Consider the following 17,948-nt stretch of genomic DNA (forward strand, 5'->3'; position numbering starts at 1 on the left):
TGGTTCCAAAGGTGTGTACATAAAATGAGCATACATGGCTAATATGACAGATAAGTAACAATAGATAATGAGTTTACTTTTCAGTAAAAAACAGATTAAAGACCATAAGTTTTAATTGCATTACCTCCAAAAATCGCGTCAGTAGATTGTTGTTTTTTCTCTAGGTACAGCTCAATAAGGTTGAACCATTTCTCATAAGAGCTGGCGAGTAAGCAGACAGGCCAATCACTCCCCCAAAGAATTCGTTGATCACCAAATACTTCGAAGAGTGTGTCGATATAGGGATATAAGTCTTTTGTTTGCCAATCACCTTTGGCTTCCGTTACCAAGCCAGATAATTTACAGCTTACTTGCTGGTGCTCGCGAAAGGTGGATATATCAGAGTGCCACTGTGCGAACTCTTGATCTTTTATATTGGGTTTGGCGGCATGGTTTATCACAATGCTTAAGTCTGGGTTTTGTTTGATGACTTGTTTCAGGTTTTTTAAATGTTTGGGCATAACTAGAGCGTCGAATACAAGGCCAGTTTTACTCATCGTCTGTAACGCTGTTGCGACATTCGGTCTTAGCATCCAGTCTATATCTTCGATGTCCTGAATCATGGGGCGTAGGCCAACAAGTTTTGGGTGTGTCGCCAATTTTATGATACGTTTTGAAGCCTCTAAATTATTAAAATCCACCCAGCCGACGACGCCTTTAATGCTGTCATTTTGTTCGCTCAGTTGTAGTAAGAAATCTGTTTCTGCATCGGTTGGTGCCGCCTGTACTAGCACTGTGCCATCGATTTTATGTTGTTTCAGTAAAGGCGCTAAATCGCTTGGTTCAAAGTTTTTGTACAGCTTTGTTAATTCTGGAGTGAGCCAGCCGTAGTCGTCCCGTTCTAGTCGCCAGAAATGTTGATGAGCATCAATTCGCATGATTAATGACGCCTTTTTTGATGATGATATTGGCATAAGGGCGAATGTCTGACGTTTGAATAATAACAAAGGCTTTTTTCGCACGTTCATAAAATTCAAAACGTTCAAGTCCTACAGGAGAAGAACGAAATGCTGTTTCTTCCTTAATTATTTGAGCAAAATGTTGAACGGTGGGAGGCGTTATGTCTGGTTGATCAACAACTTCCATTGTAATAAAAGGGTTGTCCACAAAAGTGTCAATCGGCAGTAAGGTTAATATGGCAGCGAGAGCTTCAGAGCTGTTTACGCCGCTTAATCGAATGCATTCTTGTCCATGACTCGTCGCAGGGAAGTTTGCATCTGTGATGAGTAGCTCATCACCGTGCCCCATTGCTCTCATGGCATAAAGTAGTTCTGGAGTGATCAGGCTGGGTATGTTGTAAAGCATTTTATATCCTTCTTATTTTTATTGGCTATGGATGTGTTTTTCGATTCTTTCTTAGGGTTTGAAATACTCTGCGTGAGATTCCTCTAAAGGTAGAATGCGCGGAATCAACTGGCCAATGTGAGATTTCATTGCTTCTCGTGCGGCATCGACATCTTGGTTTTTAATCGCCGCTAAAATGGCTCTGTGTTCTTTGACGGTTTCTTTCGGTCGTCCTTCGTCTGGTAATACCAGCATACGAGCTCTTGTTAAGTGCAAAGAAACACTTTCTAGCACCTGAGGCACACCATTGAATCCAGTGAAGTTCATTAGCATGGTATGAAATTCTTCATCGGCTTCATAAAAACCTACGAAGTCTTTATCTTCAATTAATAATTCCTGCATACGAATGTTTCGAGTCAAAGCTGCCAACTGTTTTGGTGTTCGCTCTAGCGTCACTTTTTCTACTGCTGCAATTTCTAAAGCTTGTCTTAAGAAGCTCGCTTCACGGATTTCGTCCATTGAAAAGCAAGAGACCTTGGTGGCGGATTGAGGAATAATATCCACTAACCCTTCCGTAGAAAGACGAGCTAAAGCTTCTGCCACTGGTGATCTCGATACACCAAGTTGTTCACAAATGGCGCCTTTTCGAATCACTGTGCCGGGTGGGAATTGCATCGACAATATAGCTTCTCGTAATGACTGATAAACGCGTTGAGACAGTGAGCCGCTCAAGTTCTCAACTTTATTAAGCGATGACGCTGCCATAATTTCTTCCCTTTATACTAACATGTTAGTTGACGACTGATTATGTTGGTGCTAGTTTAAATATACAACAACAATAATTAAATGTGAATTTAGAACAGGGGCTTCCCATGATATTTGGGTCCAAACAAATTATTCGTTTGCATAATAACGATAATGTCGTCATCGCTTTAAGTGATCTTGCTGAAGGTAGTAAGCTTAATGAATTCGATGTAACGTTAAAAACGTATGTTCCTCGAGGCCATAAAGTTGCTATTGAGCAATTGGCAAAAGGGGATAATATTATTCGATATGGTCAGATTATTGGCCAAGCCACTCAAGATATTTCTCCCGGTGAACATGTACATGTACAAAACATGGGCATGGGCGAGCATCTTCAAGATTATGCCTTTTCAAAACAAAGTGAACAGCTTCCCGCTATTATTTTGCCTCGGACCTTTAATGGTTACCACCGCTCTAACGGCAAAGTAGGTACTCGTAACTACCTAGGTATTTTAACTTCTGTCAATTGCGCAGGCTCTGTTGCTCGGTTTATTGAAGAAGCGGCTAATAAAGTCGACTTTCTGAAAAACTATCCAAACATTGATGGCATTGTACCGATTGTCCACAGCACAGGTTGTGGTATGTCTGGACAAGGCGAAGGTTATCAAACCTTACACCGCACACTTTCCGGTTATGCTAAAAACCCCAATTTTGGTGGGATATTGCTGATTGGATTGGGTTGTGAGGTCATGCAGGTGTCTGGTTTGGTAGGTGATCAAGCATCTGAATCAAATTCAAAAGAAGACGCCAGTGTTCGCTTTCGTTATATGACGATTCAAACAGAGGGTGGCACACGAAAAACCATCGATAAAGGTTTGGAAGAACTTCATTTACTTGCTGTAGAAGCCAATAAAGCAAAAAGAGCACCCGCGCCAGTGTCAGAGATTATGGTCGGAATGCAATGCGGCGGCTCCGATGGCTACTCTGGTATTACCGCTAATCCCGCTCTAGGTTATGCATCAGACTTATTAGTTCGACATGGTGGCACAACGATTCTGTCTGAAACTTCTGAAGTATATGGCGCTGAGCATTTATTAACACGTCGCGCGGTATCCGAAGAAGTCGGTCAAAAGCTGATTAAACGCATTCATTGGTGGGAAGATTACTGCGCCCGCAACGGTGGAGAGATGGATAACAACCCAAGCCCCGGTAATAAAAATGGTGGTTTGACTACAATCCTTGAAAAGTCATTGGGTGCTGTGGCGAAAGGTGGCAGTGCGCCACTTACCGATGTTTATTTATTTGGCGAGACTATTGATAAAAAAGGCTTCGTTTTTATGGATAGTCCAGGCTTTGACCCTTGTTCCGTTACTGGGCAAGTGGCATCAGGCGCCAATATGATTATTTTTACCACAGGACGAGGTTCTGTTTCAGGTTATAAACCGACTCCTTGTATTAAGTTGGCGACCAATACTGAGATGTATAGCCGCCTTCAAGAAGATATGGATTTGAACTGTGGCGACATAGTCACCGGCGGTATTTCTATAGAAGAAAAAGGTTCCGAGTTGTTTGAATTGATTATTCGAATAGCGTCGGGCGAAGAAACAAAAAGCGAAGCGCTTGGGTTTGGTGGGGCAGAGTTTGTGCCTTGGCAAATTGGCGCAGTGATGTAGTTGAGATTGTGTAATCAAAATTAGCTAATTCAAATTAGATAGCTGCAGTTGTGCAGTTATTATTCTAACGTGAAATGGAGAAACGATTGTGAGACTTAAAGGCAAAACAATATTAATAACAGCCGCTGGTCAAGGAATTGGTAGAGCAAGTGCTGAAGCCTGTTTAAAAGAAGGGGCGAATGTTATCGCCACAGACATTAATCAAGAAGCTCTGCAAAAATTTAAGTCAGACTGTCCAGAGGTTCAAACGTACGTATTAGATGTGATGGACAGTAACGCGATAAAAGCGTTTGCTAAGACTATTCCTAATCTTGATGGTTTATTCAATTGTGCTGGTTTTGTTCATAACGGCACTGTATTGGATATCTCAGATGAAGATTGGGATTTCAGTATGAATTTAAATGTTACTTCTATGATGCGAATGTGTCGTACTTTTTTACCCGGCATGTTGGAACAAGCAAAAATCACAGGGTCTTCTTCCATTGTTAACATGGCATCGATGGCATCTTCTATTAAAGGCTTTCCTATGCGTACTGCATACGGCGCAACTAAAGCTGCGGTTATTGGGTTAACAAAAGGTATTGCGGCTGATTTTGTGAAAAAAGGCATTCGTTGTAATTCGGTTAATCCTGGCACGGTGAATACGCCTTCTTTACAAGGCCGAATTTCTTCTGCGCCAGATCCAGTTCAAGCAGAAAAAGATTTTATAGCTCGTCAGCCAATGGGCCGTCTTGCAGAAGTTAGTGATATTGCTCCGATGGTTGTATTCTTATTATCTGATGAGAGTCAATGTGTCACAGGGCAATCTTTATCTGTTGATGGCGGTGTGACGATTTAATAACGTCTAAATAGACGGTTTGAATCAACTCACCATATTGGAGTGAAGATGATGTCTCTATTGGTTGAAATGCAAGGAATTGAAAAACGATTCCCCGGTGTATATTGCCTTAAAGGTGTAGGTTTTGAGCTGCGCTCAGGTGAGGTGCATGCCTTGATGGGGGAAAACGGCGCAGGTAAATCGACGTTAATGAAGATACTGTCTGGTGTTTATCAGCGCGATGATGGCACGGTTAAAATTGATGGGTCATTAGTTGAGTTCAATGGCCCTAAAGATGCACAGGATGCTGGTGTTGGCATTATCCACCAAGAACTCAGTCTAATGAACGATTTAACGGTCGCTCAGAATGTGTTTATTGGTCGTGAGCCTCGCTCTTTTCTTGGCATCATTAATGAGAAAAAACTGAACTTACAGGCGCAAGAAATTTTTCAAAAAATGAATTTTGATCTTGATCCAACGACTGAAGTAAGCCAGCTAACAGTCGCAAAGCAACAAATGATCGAGATTGCCAAAGCCTTGTCCTATAAATCGCGCATTCTAATTATGGATGAGCCTACAGCAGCGTTAAATGATGCAGAAATAGCGGAGCTGTTTACCATCATTGAGTCTTTGAAATCAGAAGGCGTCGGTATTATTTACATCAGCCATAAAATGGATGAGATCAAAAAAATTGCGGATCGTGTAACAGTGATGCGCGATGGCGAATACATAGATACGGTTGAGGCCAAAGACACACCATTGTCTAAAATTATTTCGATGATGGTTGGGCGTGAAGTCAAAGATGAAAATGTTGATATTCCTGATCTGTCTAGTAGCCCTGAATTACTAAGAGTGAAAGGCTTAAGTCGCGGCAAAGAGATTCAAGATGTCAGCTTCTCTTTAAAAAAAGGAGAAATACTCGGTTTTGCGGGTCTGATGGGGGCCGGTCGAACAGAAGTGGCACGAGCAATCTTTGGGGCTGACCCTTTTGATTCCGGTGAAATCTGGGTCAATGGAAAATATTGTGCAATCTCAACGCCAAGTGATGCGGTTGCCGCGGGTATTGGGTATTTATCAGAAGATCGAAAGCATTTTGGTTTGGCGTTAGGTATGGATGTACGGGCAAATATATCCATGGCAACACTAGGTCGATTCACTAATTCTTGTGGTGTGCTAAAAGAAGCTGATATGGAGCAAATCGCGAATGACTATATTGAACAATTAGCCATTCGAACACCGTCAGATACTCAAGAAGTGGGCTTCCTTTCTGGTGGTAATCAGCAAAAAGTCGTCATCGCAAAGTGGCTATTAAGAGACTGCGATATTCTCATTTTCGATGAACCTACTCGTGGTATCGATGTTGGCGCAAAAGCAGAAATTTATAAGTTGCTTGAGGCGCTAGCAAAACAAGGTAAAGCCATCATTGTGATTTCTTCAGAACTACCTGAAGTGATGCGTTTAAGTCATAGGATCGCAGTAATGTGCCAGGGGAAATTGACTGGAATATTACCTGGTGGAAAAGCAACAACACAAGAACAAATCATGGCATTAGCCACACAGTAAACGGCTCGCAGGAGAAAAAAAATAATGACAACCGAAAGCCAAACAACATCACCAAGCCTGATTAGTAAATTGATCAAAATGACAGCGCATCAGCGAGTACTCGCTTTTGCTAGTTTAGTCATATTGTTGGTATTCTTTTCAGTTACTTCACCTAACTTTATGCAAATGTCGAATATGTTGGCTATTTTGCAGGCGACTTCTGTTAATGGTGTATTAGCCGTTGCCGCTACGTTAGTCATTATTACTGGAGGTATCGATTTATCTGTTGGTACCTTGATGACGTTTACTGCTGTCGTCGCAGGAATATTATTAACGAATCTGAACTTACCACTGCCTGTTGGCGTGTTAGGTGCTATTTTAGCAGGCGCTTTTTGTGGGTTTTGTTCGGGGTCTTTTGTTGCCAAAATGAAGATTCCACCTTTCATTGCAACGCTCGGTATGATGCTTATTTTGAAAGGTTTGTCTCTAGTGCTAAGTGGCGCTCGTCCAATCTATTTCAATAATACAGAAGGCTACGACGCTATCTCTCGCGGTTCTCTAATCGGTGAAGTATTACCTTTCTTACCCATTCCTAACGGTGTATTGATTCTGTTTGTTGTGGCAGGTGTTGCCAGTTATGTTCTGAGTAAAACAGTCTTAGGACGTTACTGCTTTGGTATTGGTTCTAATGAGGAAGCAGTGCGTCTATCTGGTGTGAATACAGATCGCTGGAAAATTGCTATCTATGCTGTTGCTGGTGGTATTTGTGGTATCGCAGGTATTTTGATTTCTTCTCGATTAAACTCTGCTCAACCAGCATTAGGTTTAGGGTATGAACTAGAAGCCATAGCCGCTGTTGTTATTGGTGGAACCTCATTATCTGGCGGTAGAGGATCTATTATCGGTACGTTAATCGGTGCTTTGATTGTGGCCGTGTTAACGAATGGATTACGAGTGTTATCTGTTGCGCAAGAATGGCAAACAGTGATTACCGGTATCATCATTATTCTTGCTGTATATGCGGATATGATGCGTCGCCAAAAATCAAAATAATGAAAAATAACAGTAAAAATGTTCAGTGTTAATCGGTGGCTTATTGTCACCATAACAAAAGTAAACTTTTAAAATAACAATAAAATGGAGTAACCAATATGTTGTCACGTCGTACGTTAATAGGTCTTATCAGTGCTGTATCCATTATCGCAACATCATCTGTTGTGAAAGCGGATGATCAATTATATATCCCATTAGTTTCAAAAGGTTTTCAACATCAATTTTGGCAGGCTGTTAAGCAAGGTGCAGATCAAGCTGCAGAAGAATTTGATGTTCGAGTCACATTTGAAGGGCCAGATACAGAAGCTCAAGTGGATCGCCAGATTGATATGCTGGCAGCTGCATTAGCGAATAAACCTGCTGCTATTGGTTTTGCTGCACTAGATAGTCAAGCGGCTATTCCGTTATTACGTAAAGCTCAGAAAGCGGGGATTCCTGTTGTCGCTTTTGATAGTGGTGTTGCTAGTGATATTCCACTCACAACAGCAACCACTGATAACGTGGCTGCGTCTGCTTTAGCTGCGGATAAAATGGCTGGGCTTATTGGTAATAAAGGCCAAGTTGCTGTCATTGCTCACAGTCAAACAGGAACAACTGGGATAGACCGTCGTGACGGTTTTCTTAATCGTATGAAAGCAGCATATCCAAATATAGAAGTTGTGACCGTTCAATATGGTGATGGTGATCAACTGAAATCTACCGAGGTGGCTCGTGCAGTATTAACTTCATACCCTAACTTAGTTGGTATGTTTGGTACCAATGAAGGTTCGGCGGTTGGTGTGGTTAATGCGGTACGTGAATCAAACGTTAAGAACTTAGTGGTTATTGGCTTTGATTCAGGACAAGCACAAATGGATGCTATTCGTAGCGGTTTGATGGCAGGAGCCATTACTCAGAACCCTGTTGGGATCGGTTATGAAACAGTTAAAGCCGCAGTAATGGCTCTTAAAGGTCAGTCATTGCCAAAAGTAATCGACACTGGTTTTTACTACTACACAGCTAAAAATATAGATGATCCAAAAATAGCCGCCGTTCTTTATAAATAACATTTTCATGCCATAGCGGTTCGACCCTGCTATGGCATTTTTTTATTGCTAGGAGTGAATAATGAAATTAGTACGGTTTGGGACAGCAGGGCAAGAACAACCAGGTGTGATTGATGACCAAGGTCAAGTTCGAGATTTATCATCTGTCATTCCTGATCTTTCAGGTGAACACTTAAGTGCAAAAACGATGGCAGAATTACGTTCGTTGGATATAGACAGTTTGCCGGTAGTAGATGGTATTCCACAAGAAACGTTACGTTTGGGAGCTTGCGTTACAAAAGTTGGTAAGTTTATCTGTATTGGCTTGAACTATGCTGATCACGCAGCAGAGTCTGGCATGCCTGTACCTGCAGAGCCTGTTATTTTCGGTAAATGGACCTCAGCAATTGTTGGTCCAAATGATGACGTCAAAATTCCAAAAGGCTCAGAAAAAACAGATTGGGAAGTAGAGTTAGGCGTTGTTATTGGTGAAGGTGGCAGTGACATCTCTGAAGCGGATGCAATGAAACACGTTGCTGGATTCTGTGTCATTAATGATGTCTCAGAGCGTGCTTTTCAATTAGAAGGCACCGGCACATGGGACAAAGGTAAGGGTTGCGATACGTTTGGTCCAACAGGCCCTTGGTTAGTCACGCCTGATGAAGTCGGCGATTTTAATGACCTTGGCATTTGGTTAGAAGTGGATGGCAAGCGTTACCAAAATGGTTCTACATCCACTATGGTTTTTAAAGTCCCACATTTAATCGCTTACTGTAGCCGTTTTATGAGCCTGCAACCGGGTGACATTATATCAACGGGTACTCCTCCTGGAGTTGGTCTAGGTTTCAACCCTCCTATTTATTTGAAAGGTGGTGAGGAAATGAAACTAGGTATCGATAAGTTAGGTGTGCAATGTCAAAAAGTCGTTAAGGCTTAATTGAATAAAAGCCATATTGGTATCTGTATTTAGATGTGACTAACCCAACCTCTTTTGAACCTATGTGATTAAGAGGTTGTGACTTAGAGAGTGGACAATGAAAACAAGAATAATAAACAGCAGTGGTTCTAAAATAACCGAACTTGGTTTTGGCAGTGCTGGGGCAGGTAATTTATTTCGCCCTGTATCTTATGAAGATATTACGAAGGCCATAAATAAAGCTCACTCTCTAGGTATCCAGTATTTTGATACCGCTCCTCATTATGGTGCCGGTCTTGCTGAACGTCGCCTTGGTGTGGCTTTAGATGAGATGCTACGCGCCGATATTTTCTTATCGACTAAAGTTGGTCGAGTATTGCATGCAGATAAAAATAGCGTAAAAAAAGACGCTGATTGTTATGTAGAAGCCAGCCCGTTTGATCGTGAATACGATTACACCTATGACGGTATTATGCGTTCATTTGAAGACTCTTTGCAGCGCTTAGGTGTGAGTCAGGTAGACATGCTGTTGATGCATGATATCGGTGAGTTAACCCATAAAGAAAAGCATCAACACTATTTACAACAAGCTATTGATGGTGGTTTTAAAGCCATGGCAGAGCTGCGTGAGCAAGGTGTCGCTCGTAATATTGGTCTAGGTGTTAACGAATGGCAAGTTTGTGATCAAGCTATGGATTATGCTCAATTTGACTGTTTCATGGTGGCGAATTGTTTCACTCTTTTAAACAATGACATTACCGATTATTTCACCGAAAAATGCACTAAAAACCAAGTGTCTTTGATTGCCGCAGCACCTTTTAATTCGGGCATTTTAGCTAAAGGCTCCAAAGGGTTAGGGCATTATTTTTACGGTGAAGCGCCACAAGACGTTATCGATAAAGTCATTGCCATTGAGCGTGTGTGTGAACAATTCAATGTCTCGTTGCAAGCCGCTGCCATTCAATATGCACTTCGTTATGACTGCGTTAAATCCATTCTAATTGGCATGACGAATAAAAGCCGAGTGGCACAAAATATCGCTTGGTATGAAGAACACATTCCAGAGGCATTTTGGTTGTCATTAGACGGTGTGATCTCATCTCGTTAACTCTTTAAAAAAAGAGTTATCAATGAAATAAAAAAGTGTCTTTGGGGGCTTTTTTATTTCCAGTTTGAGTCAAAAAACAGAGACAGTTAAATCGGCCAGTTTGAGAAGTTTTTTACCGTATCTAAGAGCATTCCTTTAGCCTGTTCAAATCCGTCTGGCAACGTGTTGTTTTTATGGTAGACAAGATAAAGAGGATAAGTAAATTCCGCGGCGCCATTCACTTTTATCAATGACCCATTTTGAAGGTATTGAGCTACGACGCGAGTGCGGAAGTAGCCATTTCCACCATTCGCCAAGAGATATTTCAACGCCATGGGGCCGAGTGAAAACTGCATGGCAGACTTACGGTTAAAAGGCACACAACGATCAAATTGTAATGTGAACTCCTCTCCCCAATCTATAAATAAATCCGGTGTTGGTTGTTTTATTGATGCCACATGAATGAGCTTTTCTTCGGCAATTTGTTCAACAATTAAATTAGATAAGTAGCGCGGGCTATGAACAATAATGGCATCCATTTCTTGTTTCTGAAGAGACTCATAAAGCATGTCATTGGTTGTTACCGAGCTATGAATAATCCAGTGGGGCATTTCTGCATTAATCGCCAAGAGCCAGTCGATTAATATTGGATTCCAAAGACTGATCTCACCACCAATCCTGAGGGTGTTTTGTATTTGATAGTCAGAATTACCACACACTTGTTTTGCTTGTTCCCAAGCTTCGATCATTTTCTGGGCTGGTTTGACAAAAGCTTCCCCGTCTTTTGTGAGTTTTGCCCCCGCTCTATTACGAATAAATAAAGTGCAATTTAAAGCGGCTTCTAGGGCTTTTACTCTTGCTGTAATCGTAGTCTGAGTGACATGTAAACGCTCAGAAGCTCGCGCAAAGGTGCCGGAATGAATGATCTCTAAAAAGGTTTTTGCCTGCTCAATATCCATTTTTATTTATTTTAAATGCAATATTATTGCATTTAATCCTCATTTTAATTCGTTATACATGAGGCTATTTTAATCATTAAAATGGCGCCGTTACTAGGTAAATGTTCAGCGAAATAAGCTTGTGACATTGTTATTTTTGTTTTAAATGCGTGTTATTTTCATAAGGCTTACTTGCTCCCATGTTCATTTCGCTATGTCGTAGTGTTGCCCGATTCATTGGTGTTGAAACGAACAGAACCTCCCACTTCGAACGCTTTCTTTCAGGTACAGCGGCTTGTGTGGCTTTGGTTGGTGTTTTTTATCTTTCAAGTCTCTTTTTATCGCTACCCGATTCGTTATTAGTGGTTTCTTCTATTGGAGCCAGCGCTGTTTTACTCTTTGCTGTGCCCCATGGCGCTTTGTCTCAGCCTTGGCCTTTTGCGATTGGGCACCTTATTTCTGGATTTATTGGCATTAGCTTTTATCAGCAATTTGGCTCGTCTTTTATCTCAGGAGCGATGGCGGTTGGTGTATCGGTTATCGTGATGCATTACCTTGGGTGTTTACATCCACCAGGAGGATCAACAGCATTGTCTTGTGTCGTCGGGGGAAGCAGCATACATGCGATGGGGTATGATTTTTTATTGTACCCATTACTGATCAATTTATTGGTGATGTTAGCGTTGGCTTTTATTATTAATAATGGATTTCATTGGCGACGTTATCCATTATTTTTGAACGCGACAGTTCGCAATGAAACCAATGATAAACACCTGTTTGAGATTGATGATCTTTACCACGTGCTAGAAGAAGAGAATGTTTTTATCGACGCGAGTGCAGAAGAGCTTATGCACATCTACAACGTTGCAAGAGACAGTGCGAAAACGCGCCACAAAAACCTTGTGTCACGATTGCCTAAATAATCCTTTCGACCTTGTTTTAAGAAGTCTTATCCAGCCATTCTTCACTATTCGGACCAACCATGCATTCGCCGTTCACTCGCATGGAAAGGCGTTTTTTACAGCGAGACATAATGTCGATGAAATTTTCTTGTGGCAGGCTGCGAACGGATTCTACTAGCTTTTCCAAATGCGGTTCGAATTGAGGCATCAGAGTATAGTAAACCCATTTCCCCTGTTTCTCTTGAGTCAGTAACTTGGCTTTGTAAAGTGTCTTCAAATTTCTAGACGCATTGTATTGTGTGTCTCCGGTGACATCCATTGCTTCAGCGATGGTAATACGCTGATTCACTTGGATGAGTAACCAAAGCAGGCGCAGTCGATTAGGTTCTGCGAGCGCTTTAAGCGCATCGATATAATGTTCGTTCATTAATGCCTTTCTTGCTTTATTAAACTGATGATCATTATAACGGCTCCAATCAGAAAAACGAGACTAGAATGCGCAGCATGAAACATCAGTGTTGTGCCCCTTACCCCAGAGAAAAGAGCTATCCAGAAGAAGGGGCAAAAGAGACCGAGTAATGCAATGTTACGGCCTACTCGAGTTTGTCCTGATAAGCTTTTCCCATGAATGAGCATGGAAATTAAGTTAGCGATATGGCTATAAGCACACCACTTTTTTAATTCCATCATCCTTATTTTGAGCATGAATTTCCTCTTGATATTAAAGCAATATACGTATACTTGCACAAATGTGCTTATGTGTATATATTTTGAATCTCTTTTTAATCAAGATGGTTTAGGGTGATATTGTGGATACAGAAAAGCTCATGGTTGCGCTCAACGAATTTATCCACGTTGGTGGTGCATTAGTTTTAGTTATTGCGGTGGTTTCGATTCTTACGGGCTTTATGCGTGAGTACACTCCACAGGATAAATTACAGAAAACACTGAGCAAGCATGAAAAATGGGGGCCATTACTCGGAAGCTTGTGTGGCATGTTGACGCCATTTTGTAGTGCGTCTGTTGTGCCTGTCACCATGGGGATGGCGACAATGGGCGTTTCACTAGGAACCGTGTTGAGTTTTTTAATCTCGGCTCCGTTATGTAACTTCGTTGTTCTTGCCATGGTATACGTAACATTTGGCTTTAAAGTCACAGCAAGCTATCTAGCGATAACCTTTATTGCTGCTGTTTTTGGCGGATGGTTCATTACAAAAACACCTTGGCGCAATGAAGTTAAACGAGGTGAGGAGCTGTTAGAAGGAAAAAAAACAAAGTCGAGCTGTTCAGCGGCACCCGTATGTGGTGCAGCGCCAACACCTAGCCCAAGCTGTGGCGGTGTCACTAACAATGATTCAGCTAGTAAACCAAGTAAAACAAAACCTGCATTGCGCTTTGCGTGGGCCTTGTTTAAAAAAATTATTCCCTATGTTTTGATCGGTGCCTTTATTAGCGGCTTGTCTGCGGCTTACCTTCCTGCAGAAATGGTTGAGAAATATGTGGGTGGCGACAGCATGATGTCGATCATTTTTGCTGCAATTGTTGGCGTGCCTTTGTATTTGCGTATTGAAATGGCGATTCCGCTATTGAATGTATTGATAGTAAAAGGCATGGGCATGGGACCTGCAATGGCGCTGATTATCGGTGGCACTGGCGCAAGCTTGCCAGAGATTGCTTTGGTGTCTTCCGTACTCAAACCTAAAGCAGTCATCGCCTTTGTTTCGATTATCTTAACGACGGCTATTATCGGCGGCGTATTGTTTCAATATGTGATCTAAAGGTGTAAAAAAGCCAGTTAACCTATTCTCAATTAAAGAATATAAACTGGCTTTTAACGACTATCTCAACGCTGCTATTGAAACTACAACACGGCACCAATAAACTGTTTCAGCTCATCTGTCTGTGGGTTGGACAATAACGTATTCGAGTCGCCTTCTTCCCATACTTTACCTTGATGCATGAATACCACTCGATTACCTACATCACGGGCGAAGTTCATTTCGTGGGTCACAAGGATCAAGGTCATACCTTCTTTCGCAAGTTGTTCTAGTACTTTTAGTACTTCGCCAACTAACTCAGGGTCGAGTGCAGACGTAATTTCATCGCATAACAATACTTTTGGATTCATTGCTAATGCTCGAGCAATTGCGACACGTTGTTGTTGTCCACCAGACAGTTTTTCTGGGTAACTATCAAACTTCTCACCAAGGCCCACTTTTTCCAACATAGCACGAGCGATTCTTTCCGCTTCGTACTTAGGTTTCTTCAATACAATTGTTGGCGCCAACATAATGTTTTCACCCACTGTCATGTGTGGGAATAAGTTGAAGTTTTGGAAAATCATGCCAACACTCATCGCCAATTGACGAACCTGAATGTCTTCCGTCGTGACTTCTTTACCATCAACAACGATGCCGCCTTCTTGGTATTGCTCCAAGCCATTCATACAGCGCAAAAGCGTACTTTTCCCTGAACCACTGCGTCCGATAACAGAAACGACTTCACCTTTATTGATCTTAAGATCAATACCTTTTAAAACATGAAGGTCGCCGTAGTATTTATGAACTTGATCTAGATTAACGAGAGCCATTGAATTTTTTCTCCAACACCTTGCTGTATAAAGACAGCGGATAACAAAGTAGGAAATAGATGATCGCCACAAGTGTGAACACTTTGAAAGGTTCGAATGTTGCATTGTTTAGCATGGTGCCGACTTTTGTCAGTTCGACAAAGCCAATAACAGACGCCAATGCAGTGCCTTTTATTACCTGTACAGAAAAACCAACCGTTGGCGCAACTGCAACACGAATGGCTTGTGGCAAAATAATATAGCGCAAGATTTGTAGAAAACTCATTCCTAAACAACGGCTTGCTTCCCATTGGCCTTTCGGTAGTGTATCAATGCAACCACGCCAAATTTCGACCAAAAACGCACTGGTAAAAAACGTCAGTGATAAAATGGCAGCGCCCCAAGCAGAGATTTCATATCCCAGCATAGACAAACCAAAGAAGCACAAAAACATCTGCATCAACAATGGCGTACCTTGGAACAATTCCACATAACCACGAATCAGACTGTGCACGACTTTATTACGAGTTAAGCGCAAAGCGGTCAGTGTCAAAGCAACAGACGAACCACCAATGAAGGCCGCAAGTGACAACAAAATTGTCCATTGAGTCGCGAACAATAAATTACGCAAAATGTCATAGTTCGAAAACTCAATCATGGCGCCTCCCGATAAACGAACAAACGTTTGCCGATTGAATTAAATGCAAATCGTAACAAAATGGATAAACCAAGATACAAAGCCGCTGTGACCAAATAACTTTCAAAAGCGCGGAAATTACGAGATTGCACAAGGTTGGCCGCGTAAGTTAAATCTTCCACTGAAATCTGAGAAATCACAGCAGAACCCAACATCACGATAATGCACTGGCTTACAAGCGCCGGGTAAATTTTCTCAAAAGCAGGAATGAAAATAACCCGGGTTAGGGTTTGACGAAATGTCAGTCCTAGTACTTTCGCCGCTTCTATTTGTCCTTTGGAAATACTGGCCAAACCCGCACGAATGATTTCTGTGCTGTAAGCGCCTAAATTGATCGTTAAAGCGATCATACTAGCTTCCCATGGAGATAAACGAACACCAAGAGCAGGAAGGCCAAAGAAGATAAAAAAGAGTTGCACAATAAATGGCGTGTTTCGGATGAGTTCGACATAAATCGACACCACACGCTGACTCGTTTTATTGCCATATTGGCGAATGCTAGCGCAGGACGTTCCCACCGCAATGCCTAAAATAGTTGTCAATACAGTTAATTCAACAGTGGTCAAAAGACCACTGAAGAATACGTCGCTGTATTGCAGTAAATCTGCAAAATGCAGCATAGGAAGTCCTTCCTTAAACGCCAAAACCTTTTGGTAATGGTGCTTTTAACCATTTCATAGAAATTTTGTTTAGGTCGCCATTTGCCAATGCTTTTTGGATCAAACGGTTTACTTCAGCTTGTAACGCTGTTTCGCCTTCAGCCATACCGATATAGCAAGGAGAATCTTTCAGCATGAATTTACTTTCAGGCGCTCGTTTTGGTTGACGAGTTGCAATCTCAGTAGCAACCAAGTTACCTGTTGCGATTAGGTTAACTTGACCAGAAAGATAAGCTGTTAGTGTTGTGTTGTTATCTTCAAAACGACGAACATTGACAGACTTAGGTGCGTATTTCTCAAGCTCTAAATCTTCTACAGAACCACGAGTAACACCAACAGTCTTGCCTGCTAGTTCTTCTATGCTACTGACACTTTCATCTTTACTACCGAATACGCCTAAGAAGAAAGGTGCGTAAGGAGTAGAGAAATCGATGGCTTTTTCACGTTCCGGATTTTTACCAAGGCTTGAAATAACCAAATCGACTTTTTTCGTTTGTAGATAAGGAATACGGTTTGCACTAGTCACTGGTACGATTTCAATATCAACGCCCATTTCTTTTGCAATGTAATTCGCCATGTCAACATCGATACCCTGAGGTTTTAAATCTGTACCGATAGAGCCAAAAGGAGGAAAATCTTGTGGAACTGCAATGCGGATAAGGTCACGCTTTTTGATGTCTTGTAAAACATCTGCCGTTGCGTTTAATGCAGAAAGGCCTGCAGCGATGATTAATGTTTTGCCTAGAAACTTTGCTAATCTTTTCATGAGAGAAAAACCTTTGTTTAAGTTTATTGAATGCCTGAAGTGTATTTAGCAAATCCCATGCCAATATGAAACAAACGTTCCTATTGCTTAGATTTATGAAACTAGAGGCTCTTTTTATAAGGGGTGATGGTTTTGGAAACTGAGATAGGAAGTAGAGAAAAGAAAGTAATGGCTGAGGCTAAGATGTTTAGGCGGCTAAAATTAGAGCATAGATGAAACTTTCGTTTCTTTTTTGGTGCGTAGTGAAATAAACCACTAATCTATGTTGGCAGACCATTCACAATCGATTACCTTATTAGCAATAATTATCAAATAGAGGTTCTTACGTGACGACAAAGCAGGATGTGTTATCTCTGATCGAGGCAAATTATTCAAAGTTGTCTCCTTCTGCGCGATCTATAGCTAACTACTTACAACAGAATCCGTTAGCGATTGTGAGTCAAACATCAGCGGAAATCGCAGATAACACTCATACCTCAAAAGCCACGGTAAGTCGTTTTTTTCGTCAGTTAGGTTATGAAACGCATCAAGGTGCGAAACAGGCTCAGCTTGCTTTAAGAGAAAGTGGTGTGCCGACCTTTATCGAAGGATCGTCGTTAGATCAAACCGCGCAAGAAATGAAAAACCTTTCTTTGACGTTTGAAGGCTTACGCCCAGAAATTCTCAACGACATTAGCCAACGCTTAGCCACGGCCAGTCGAGTTACCTTGATTGGTTTTCGTAATGCCTATCCGCTGGCGCTGCATTTTCGTCAGCAACTTCAACAAGTGCGTCATTCTGTGCGTTTATTGCCTCAGCCGGGCCAAACCTTGGGCGAAGATTTACATGACATTTTGGATGATGAAGTCATCGTCTTGTTAGGCTTTAGACGTCGCACGCGTCAGTTCAAGCACATTGTTCAAGCATTAAAAGGCCGCAACACGATATTGATCACTGATCCCACAGGGCAGGTTTATAACCAACAAGTGTCGGATGTTTTGGTCTGTCATCTTGGTAACGAAAGCCCGTTCGACAGTTACGCCGCACCAATGAGTTTGATTTCCATGCTTTGTAATCGAACCTTTGGGTTCCTTGGTGACAGTGCCAGCCGTCAAGCACAAGATATCTCGGAATTATATGAAGCTTTAGATGAGCTAGAGCCTTAGTATTGTCTGTTTTTTGAACGTCAGTATACCATCAGAAATATCATAGTTTACATTGGGTGTTGGTGTTGCTAGTATCTCGCGCTCAAAGTGTA

General features: G+C 41.7%; 19 protein-coding genes. 10 read left to right on the forward strand and 9 right to left on the reverse strand.

Translation table 11 applies throughout. The features are described from left to right. Positions 1 to 95 precede the first annotated feature (95 nt). The 3 genes from MUS1_RS01940 to MUS1_RS01950 are packed head-to-tail and all read right to left on the reverse strand — an operon-like array spanning position 96 to position 2,088. Positions 96 to 917, reverse strand: coding sequence for an amidohydrolase family protein (locus tag MUS1_RS01940; RefSeq protein WP_051436045.1), 822 nt, complete (start codon positions 915 to 917; stop codon positions 96 to 98). After that, complete coding sequence (locus MUS1_RS01945; RefSeq protein ID WP_036158313.1) at positions 907 to 1,344, reverse strand: RbsD/FucU family protein; 438 nt, start codon at positions 1,342 to 1,344, stop codon at positions 907 to 909. Before MUS1_RS01945 ends, MUS1_RS01940 begins: the two co-directional genes overlap by 11 nt. A gap of 51 nt (positions 1,345 to 1,395) precedes the next feature. Beyond that, entirely contained in the window at positions 1,396 to 2,088 is a 693-nt protein-coding gene (locus MUS1_RS01950; protein WP_036158316.1) for a GntR family transcriptional regulator, read from the reverse strand. A 107-nt stretch (positions 2,089 to 2,195) separates the two neighbouring features. Here MUS1_RS01950 and MUS1_RS01955 point away from each other — a divergent pair, with 107 nt between their 5' ends. The 7 genes from MUS1_RS01955 to MUS1_RS01985 all read left to right on the forward strand — a co-directional run bounded on the left by MUS1_RS01955 (position 2,196) and on the right by MUS1_RS01985 (position 10,201). Beyond that, positions 2,196 to 3,740, forward strand: coding sequence for a UxaA family hydrolase (locus MUS1_RS01955; RefSeq protein ID WP_036158319.1), 1,545 nt, complete (start codon positions 2,196 to 2,198; stop codon positions 3,738 to 3,740). 88 nt (positions 3,741 to 3,828) lie between these two features. After that, the gene (locus MUS1_RS01960; protein ID WP_036158322.1) at positions 3,829 to 4,578 is read left to right on the forward strand and encodes an SDR family oxidoreductase; all 750 of its coding nucleotides are present in this window, start codon (positions 3,829 to 3,831) and stop codon (positions 4,576 to 4,578) included. A 48-nt stretch (positions 4,579 to 4,626) separates the two neighbouring features. Then, positions 4,627 to 6,120, forward strand: a complete 1,494-nt coding sequence (locus MUS1_RS01965; RefSeq protein ID WP_245595713.1) for a sugar ABC transporter ATP-binding protein — start codon at positions 4,627 to 4,629, stop codon at positions 6,118 to 6,120. 24 nt (positions 6,121 to 6,144) lie between these two features. After that, the gene (locus MUS1_RS01970) at positions 6,145 to 7,152 is read left to right on the forward strand and encodes an ABC transporter permease (protein WP_036158323.1); all 1,008 of its coding nucleotides are present in this window, start codon (positions 6,145 to 6,147) and stop codon (positions 7,150 to 7,152) included. A gap of 98 nt (positions 7,153 to 7,250) precedes the next feature. After that, entirely contained in the window at positions 7,251 to 8,198 is a 948-nt protein-coding gene (locus tag MUS1_RS01975) for an ABC transporter substrate-binding protein (protein ID WP_036158326.1), read from the forward strand. A 61-nt stretch (positions 8,199 to 8,259) separates the two neighbouring features. Beyond that, positions 8,260 to 9,114: a fumarylacetoacetate hydrolase family protein gene (locus MUS1_RS01980; protein ID WP_036158329.1), complete on the forward strand. Its 855-nt coding sequence runs from the start codon at positions 8,260 to 8,262 to the stop codon at positions 9,112 to 9,114. Between the two features lie 97 nt (positions 9,115 to 9,211). Further along, positions 9,212 to 10,201 carry an aldo/keto reductase gene (locus tag MUS1_RS01985; protein WP_036158333.1) on the forward strand — a complete coding sequence of 330 codons (990 nt, stop codon included), beginning with the start codon at positions 9,212 to 9,214 and terminating at the stop codon, positions 10,199 to 10,201. 86 nt (positions 10,202 to 10,287) lie between these two features. Here MUS1_RS01985 and MUS1_RS01990 read toward each other — a convergent pair whose 3' ends face one another. Continuing rightward, on the reverse strand, positions 10,288 to 11,139 hold the full coding sequence (locus MUS1_RS01990; RefSeq protein ID WP_036158336.1) for a LysR family transcriptional regulator: 852 nt from the start codon (positions 11,137 to 11,139) through the stop codon (positions 10,288 to 10,290). Positions 11,140 to 11,318: 179 nt separating this feature from the next. On the opposite strand from MUS1_RS01990, the gene MUS1_RS01995 reads away from it, so the two are divergent. Next, positions 11,319 to 12,041 carry an HPP family protein gene (locus tag MUS1_RS01995; RefSeq protein WP_051436046.1) on the forward strand — a complete coding sequence of 241 codons (723 nt, stop codon included), beginning with the start codon at positions 11,319 to 11,321 and terminating at the stop codon, positions 12,039 to 12,041. A 16-nt stretch (positions 12,042 to 12,057) separates the two neighbouring features. Here the strand turns inward: MUS1_RS01995 and MUS1_RS02000 are convergent, their stop codons facing one another. Further along, entirely contained in the window at positions 12,058 to 12,447 is a 390-nt protein-coding gene (locus MUS1_RS02000; RefSeq protein WP_036158339.1) for an ArsR/SmtB family transcription factor, read from the reverse strand. Positions 12,448 to 12,829: 382 nt separating this feature from the next. Here MUS1_RS02000 and MUS1_RS02010 point away from each other — a divergent pair, with 382 nt between their 5' ends. After that, the gene (locus tag MUS1_RS02010; RefSeq protein WP_051436048.1) at positions 12,830 to 13,798 is read left to right on the forward strand and encodes a permease; all 969 of its coding nucleotides are present in this window, start codon (positions 12,830 to 12,832) and stop codon (positions 13,796 to 13,798) included. A gap of 83 nt (positions 13,799 to 13,881) precedes the next feature. Here the strand turns inward: MUS1_RS02010 and MUS1_RS02015 are convergent, their stop codons facing one another. Genes MUS1_RS02015 through MUS1_RS02030 form a run of 4 tightly spaced genes read right to left on the reverse strand, consistent with a single transcriptional unit; the run spans position 13,882 to position 16,711 of the window. Next, a complete protein-coding gene (locus tag MUS1_RS02015) occupies positions 13,882 to 14,610 on the reverse strand; it encodes an amino acid ABC transporter ATP-binding protein (protein ID WP_036158342.1) in 729 nt (242 codons plus the stop codon). Further along, entirely contained in the window at positions 14,597 to 15,247 is a 651-nt protein-coding gene (locus tag MUS1_RS02020; protein ID WP_036158345.1) for an amino acid ABC transporter permease, read from the reverse strand. Before MUS1_RS02020 ends, MUS1_RS02015 begins: the two co-directional genes overlap by 14 nt. After that, on the reverse strand, positions 15,244 to 15,906 hold the full coding sequence (locus MUS1_RS02025) for an amino acid ABC transporter permease (RefSeq protein ID WP_036158348.1): 663 nt from the start codon (positions 15,904 to 15,906) through the stop codon (positions 15,244 to 15,246). Before MUS1_RS02025 ends, MUS1_RS02020 begins: the two co-directional genes overlap by 4 nt. Before the next feature lie 13 nt (positions 15,907 to 15,919). Continuing rightward, entirely contained in the window at positions 15,920 to 16,711 is a 792-nt protein-coding gene (locus MUS1_RS02030; protein ID WP_036158351.1) for a transporter substrate-binding domain-containing protein, read from the reverse strand. Between the two features lie 326 nt (positions 16,712 to 17,037). On the opposite strand from MUS1_RS02030, the gene MUS1_RS02035 reads away from it, so the two are divergent. After that, a complete protein-coding gene (locus tag MUS1_RS02035; protein WP_036158354.1) occupies positions 17,038 to 17,856 on the forward strand; it encodes a MurR/RpiR family transcriptional regulator in 819 nt (272 codons plus the stop codon). The last annotated feature ends 92 nt before the right edge of the window (positions 17,857 to 17,948 follow it).

Source organism: Marinomonas ushuaiensis DSM 15871, from assembly GCF_000521805.1.
GTDB classification, from domain to species: Bacteria; Pseudomonadota; Gammaproteobacteria; order Pseudomonadales; family Marinomonadaceae; genus Marinomonas; species Marinomonas ushuaiensis.

Bases quoted from the DNA above. Each gene is read 5' to 3' on its own strand.
- MUS1_RS01940 (WP_051436045.1), bottom strand. From the start codon at position 917: ATGCGAATTGATGCTCATCAACATTTCTGGCGACTAGAACGGGACGAC.
- MUS1_RS01945 (WP_036158313.1), bottom strand. From the start codon at position 1,344: ATGCTTTACAACATACCCAGCCTGATCACTCCAGAACTACTTTATGCC.
- MUS1_RS01950 (WP_036158316.1), bottom strand. From the start codon at position 2,088: ATGGCAGCGTCATCGCTTAATAAAGTTGAGAACTTGAGCGGCTCACTG.
- MUS1_RS01955 (WP_036158319.1), top strand. From the start codon at position 2,196: ATGATATTTGGGTCCAAACAAATTATTCGTTTGCATAATAACGATAAT.
- MUS1_RS01965 (WP_245595713.1), top strand. From the start codon at position 4,627: ATGATGTCTCTATTGGTTGAAATGCAAGGAATTGAAAAACGATTCCCC.
- MUS1_RS01970 (WP_036158323.1), top strand. From the start codon at position 6,145: ATGACAACCGAAAGCCAAACAACATCACCAAGCCTGATTAGTAAATTG.
- MUS1_RS01975 (WP_036158326.1), top strand. From the start codon at position 7,251: ATGTTGTCACGTCGTACGTTAATAGGTCTTATCAGTGCTGTATCCATT.
- MUS1_RS01980 (WP_036158329.1), top strand. From the start codon at position 8,260: ATGAAATTAGTACGGTTTGGGACAGCAGGGCAAGAACAACCAGGTGTG.
- MUS1_RS01985 (WP_036158333.1), top strand. From the start codon at position 9,212: ATGAAAACAAGAATAATAAACAGCAGTGGTTCTAAAATAACCGAACTT.
- MUS1_RS01990 (WP_036158336.1), bottom strand. From the start codon at position 11,139: ATGGATATTGAGCAGGCAAAAACCTTTTTAGAGATCATTCATTCCGGC.
- MUS1_RS01995 (WP_051436046.1), top strand. From the start codon at position 11,319: ATGTTCATTTCGCTATGTCGTAGTGTTGCCCGATTCATTGGTGTTGAA.
- MUS1_RS02000 (WP_036158339.1), bottom strand. From the start codon at position 12,447: ATGAACGAACATTATATCGATGCGCTTAAAGCGCTCGCAGAACCTAAT.
- MUS1_RS02015 (WP_036158342.1), bottom strand. From the start codon at position 14,610: ATGGCTCTCGTTAATCTAGATCAAGTTCATAAATACTACGGCGACCTT.
- MUS1_RS02020 (WP_036158345.1), bottom strand. From the start codon at position 15,247: ATGATTGAGTTTTCGAACTATGACATTTTGCGTAATTTATTGTTCGCG.
- MUS1_RS02025 (WP_036158348.1), bottom strand. From the start codon at position 15,906: ATGCTGCATTTTGCAGATTTACTGCAATACAGCGACGTATTCTTCAGT.
- MUS1_RS02030 (WP_036158351.1), bottom strand. From the start codon at position 16,711: ATGAAAAGATTAGCAAAGTTTCTAGGCAAAACATTAATCATCGCTGCA.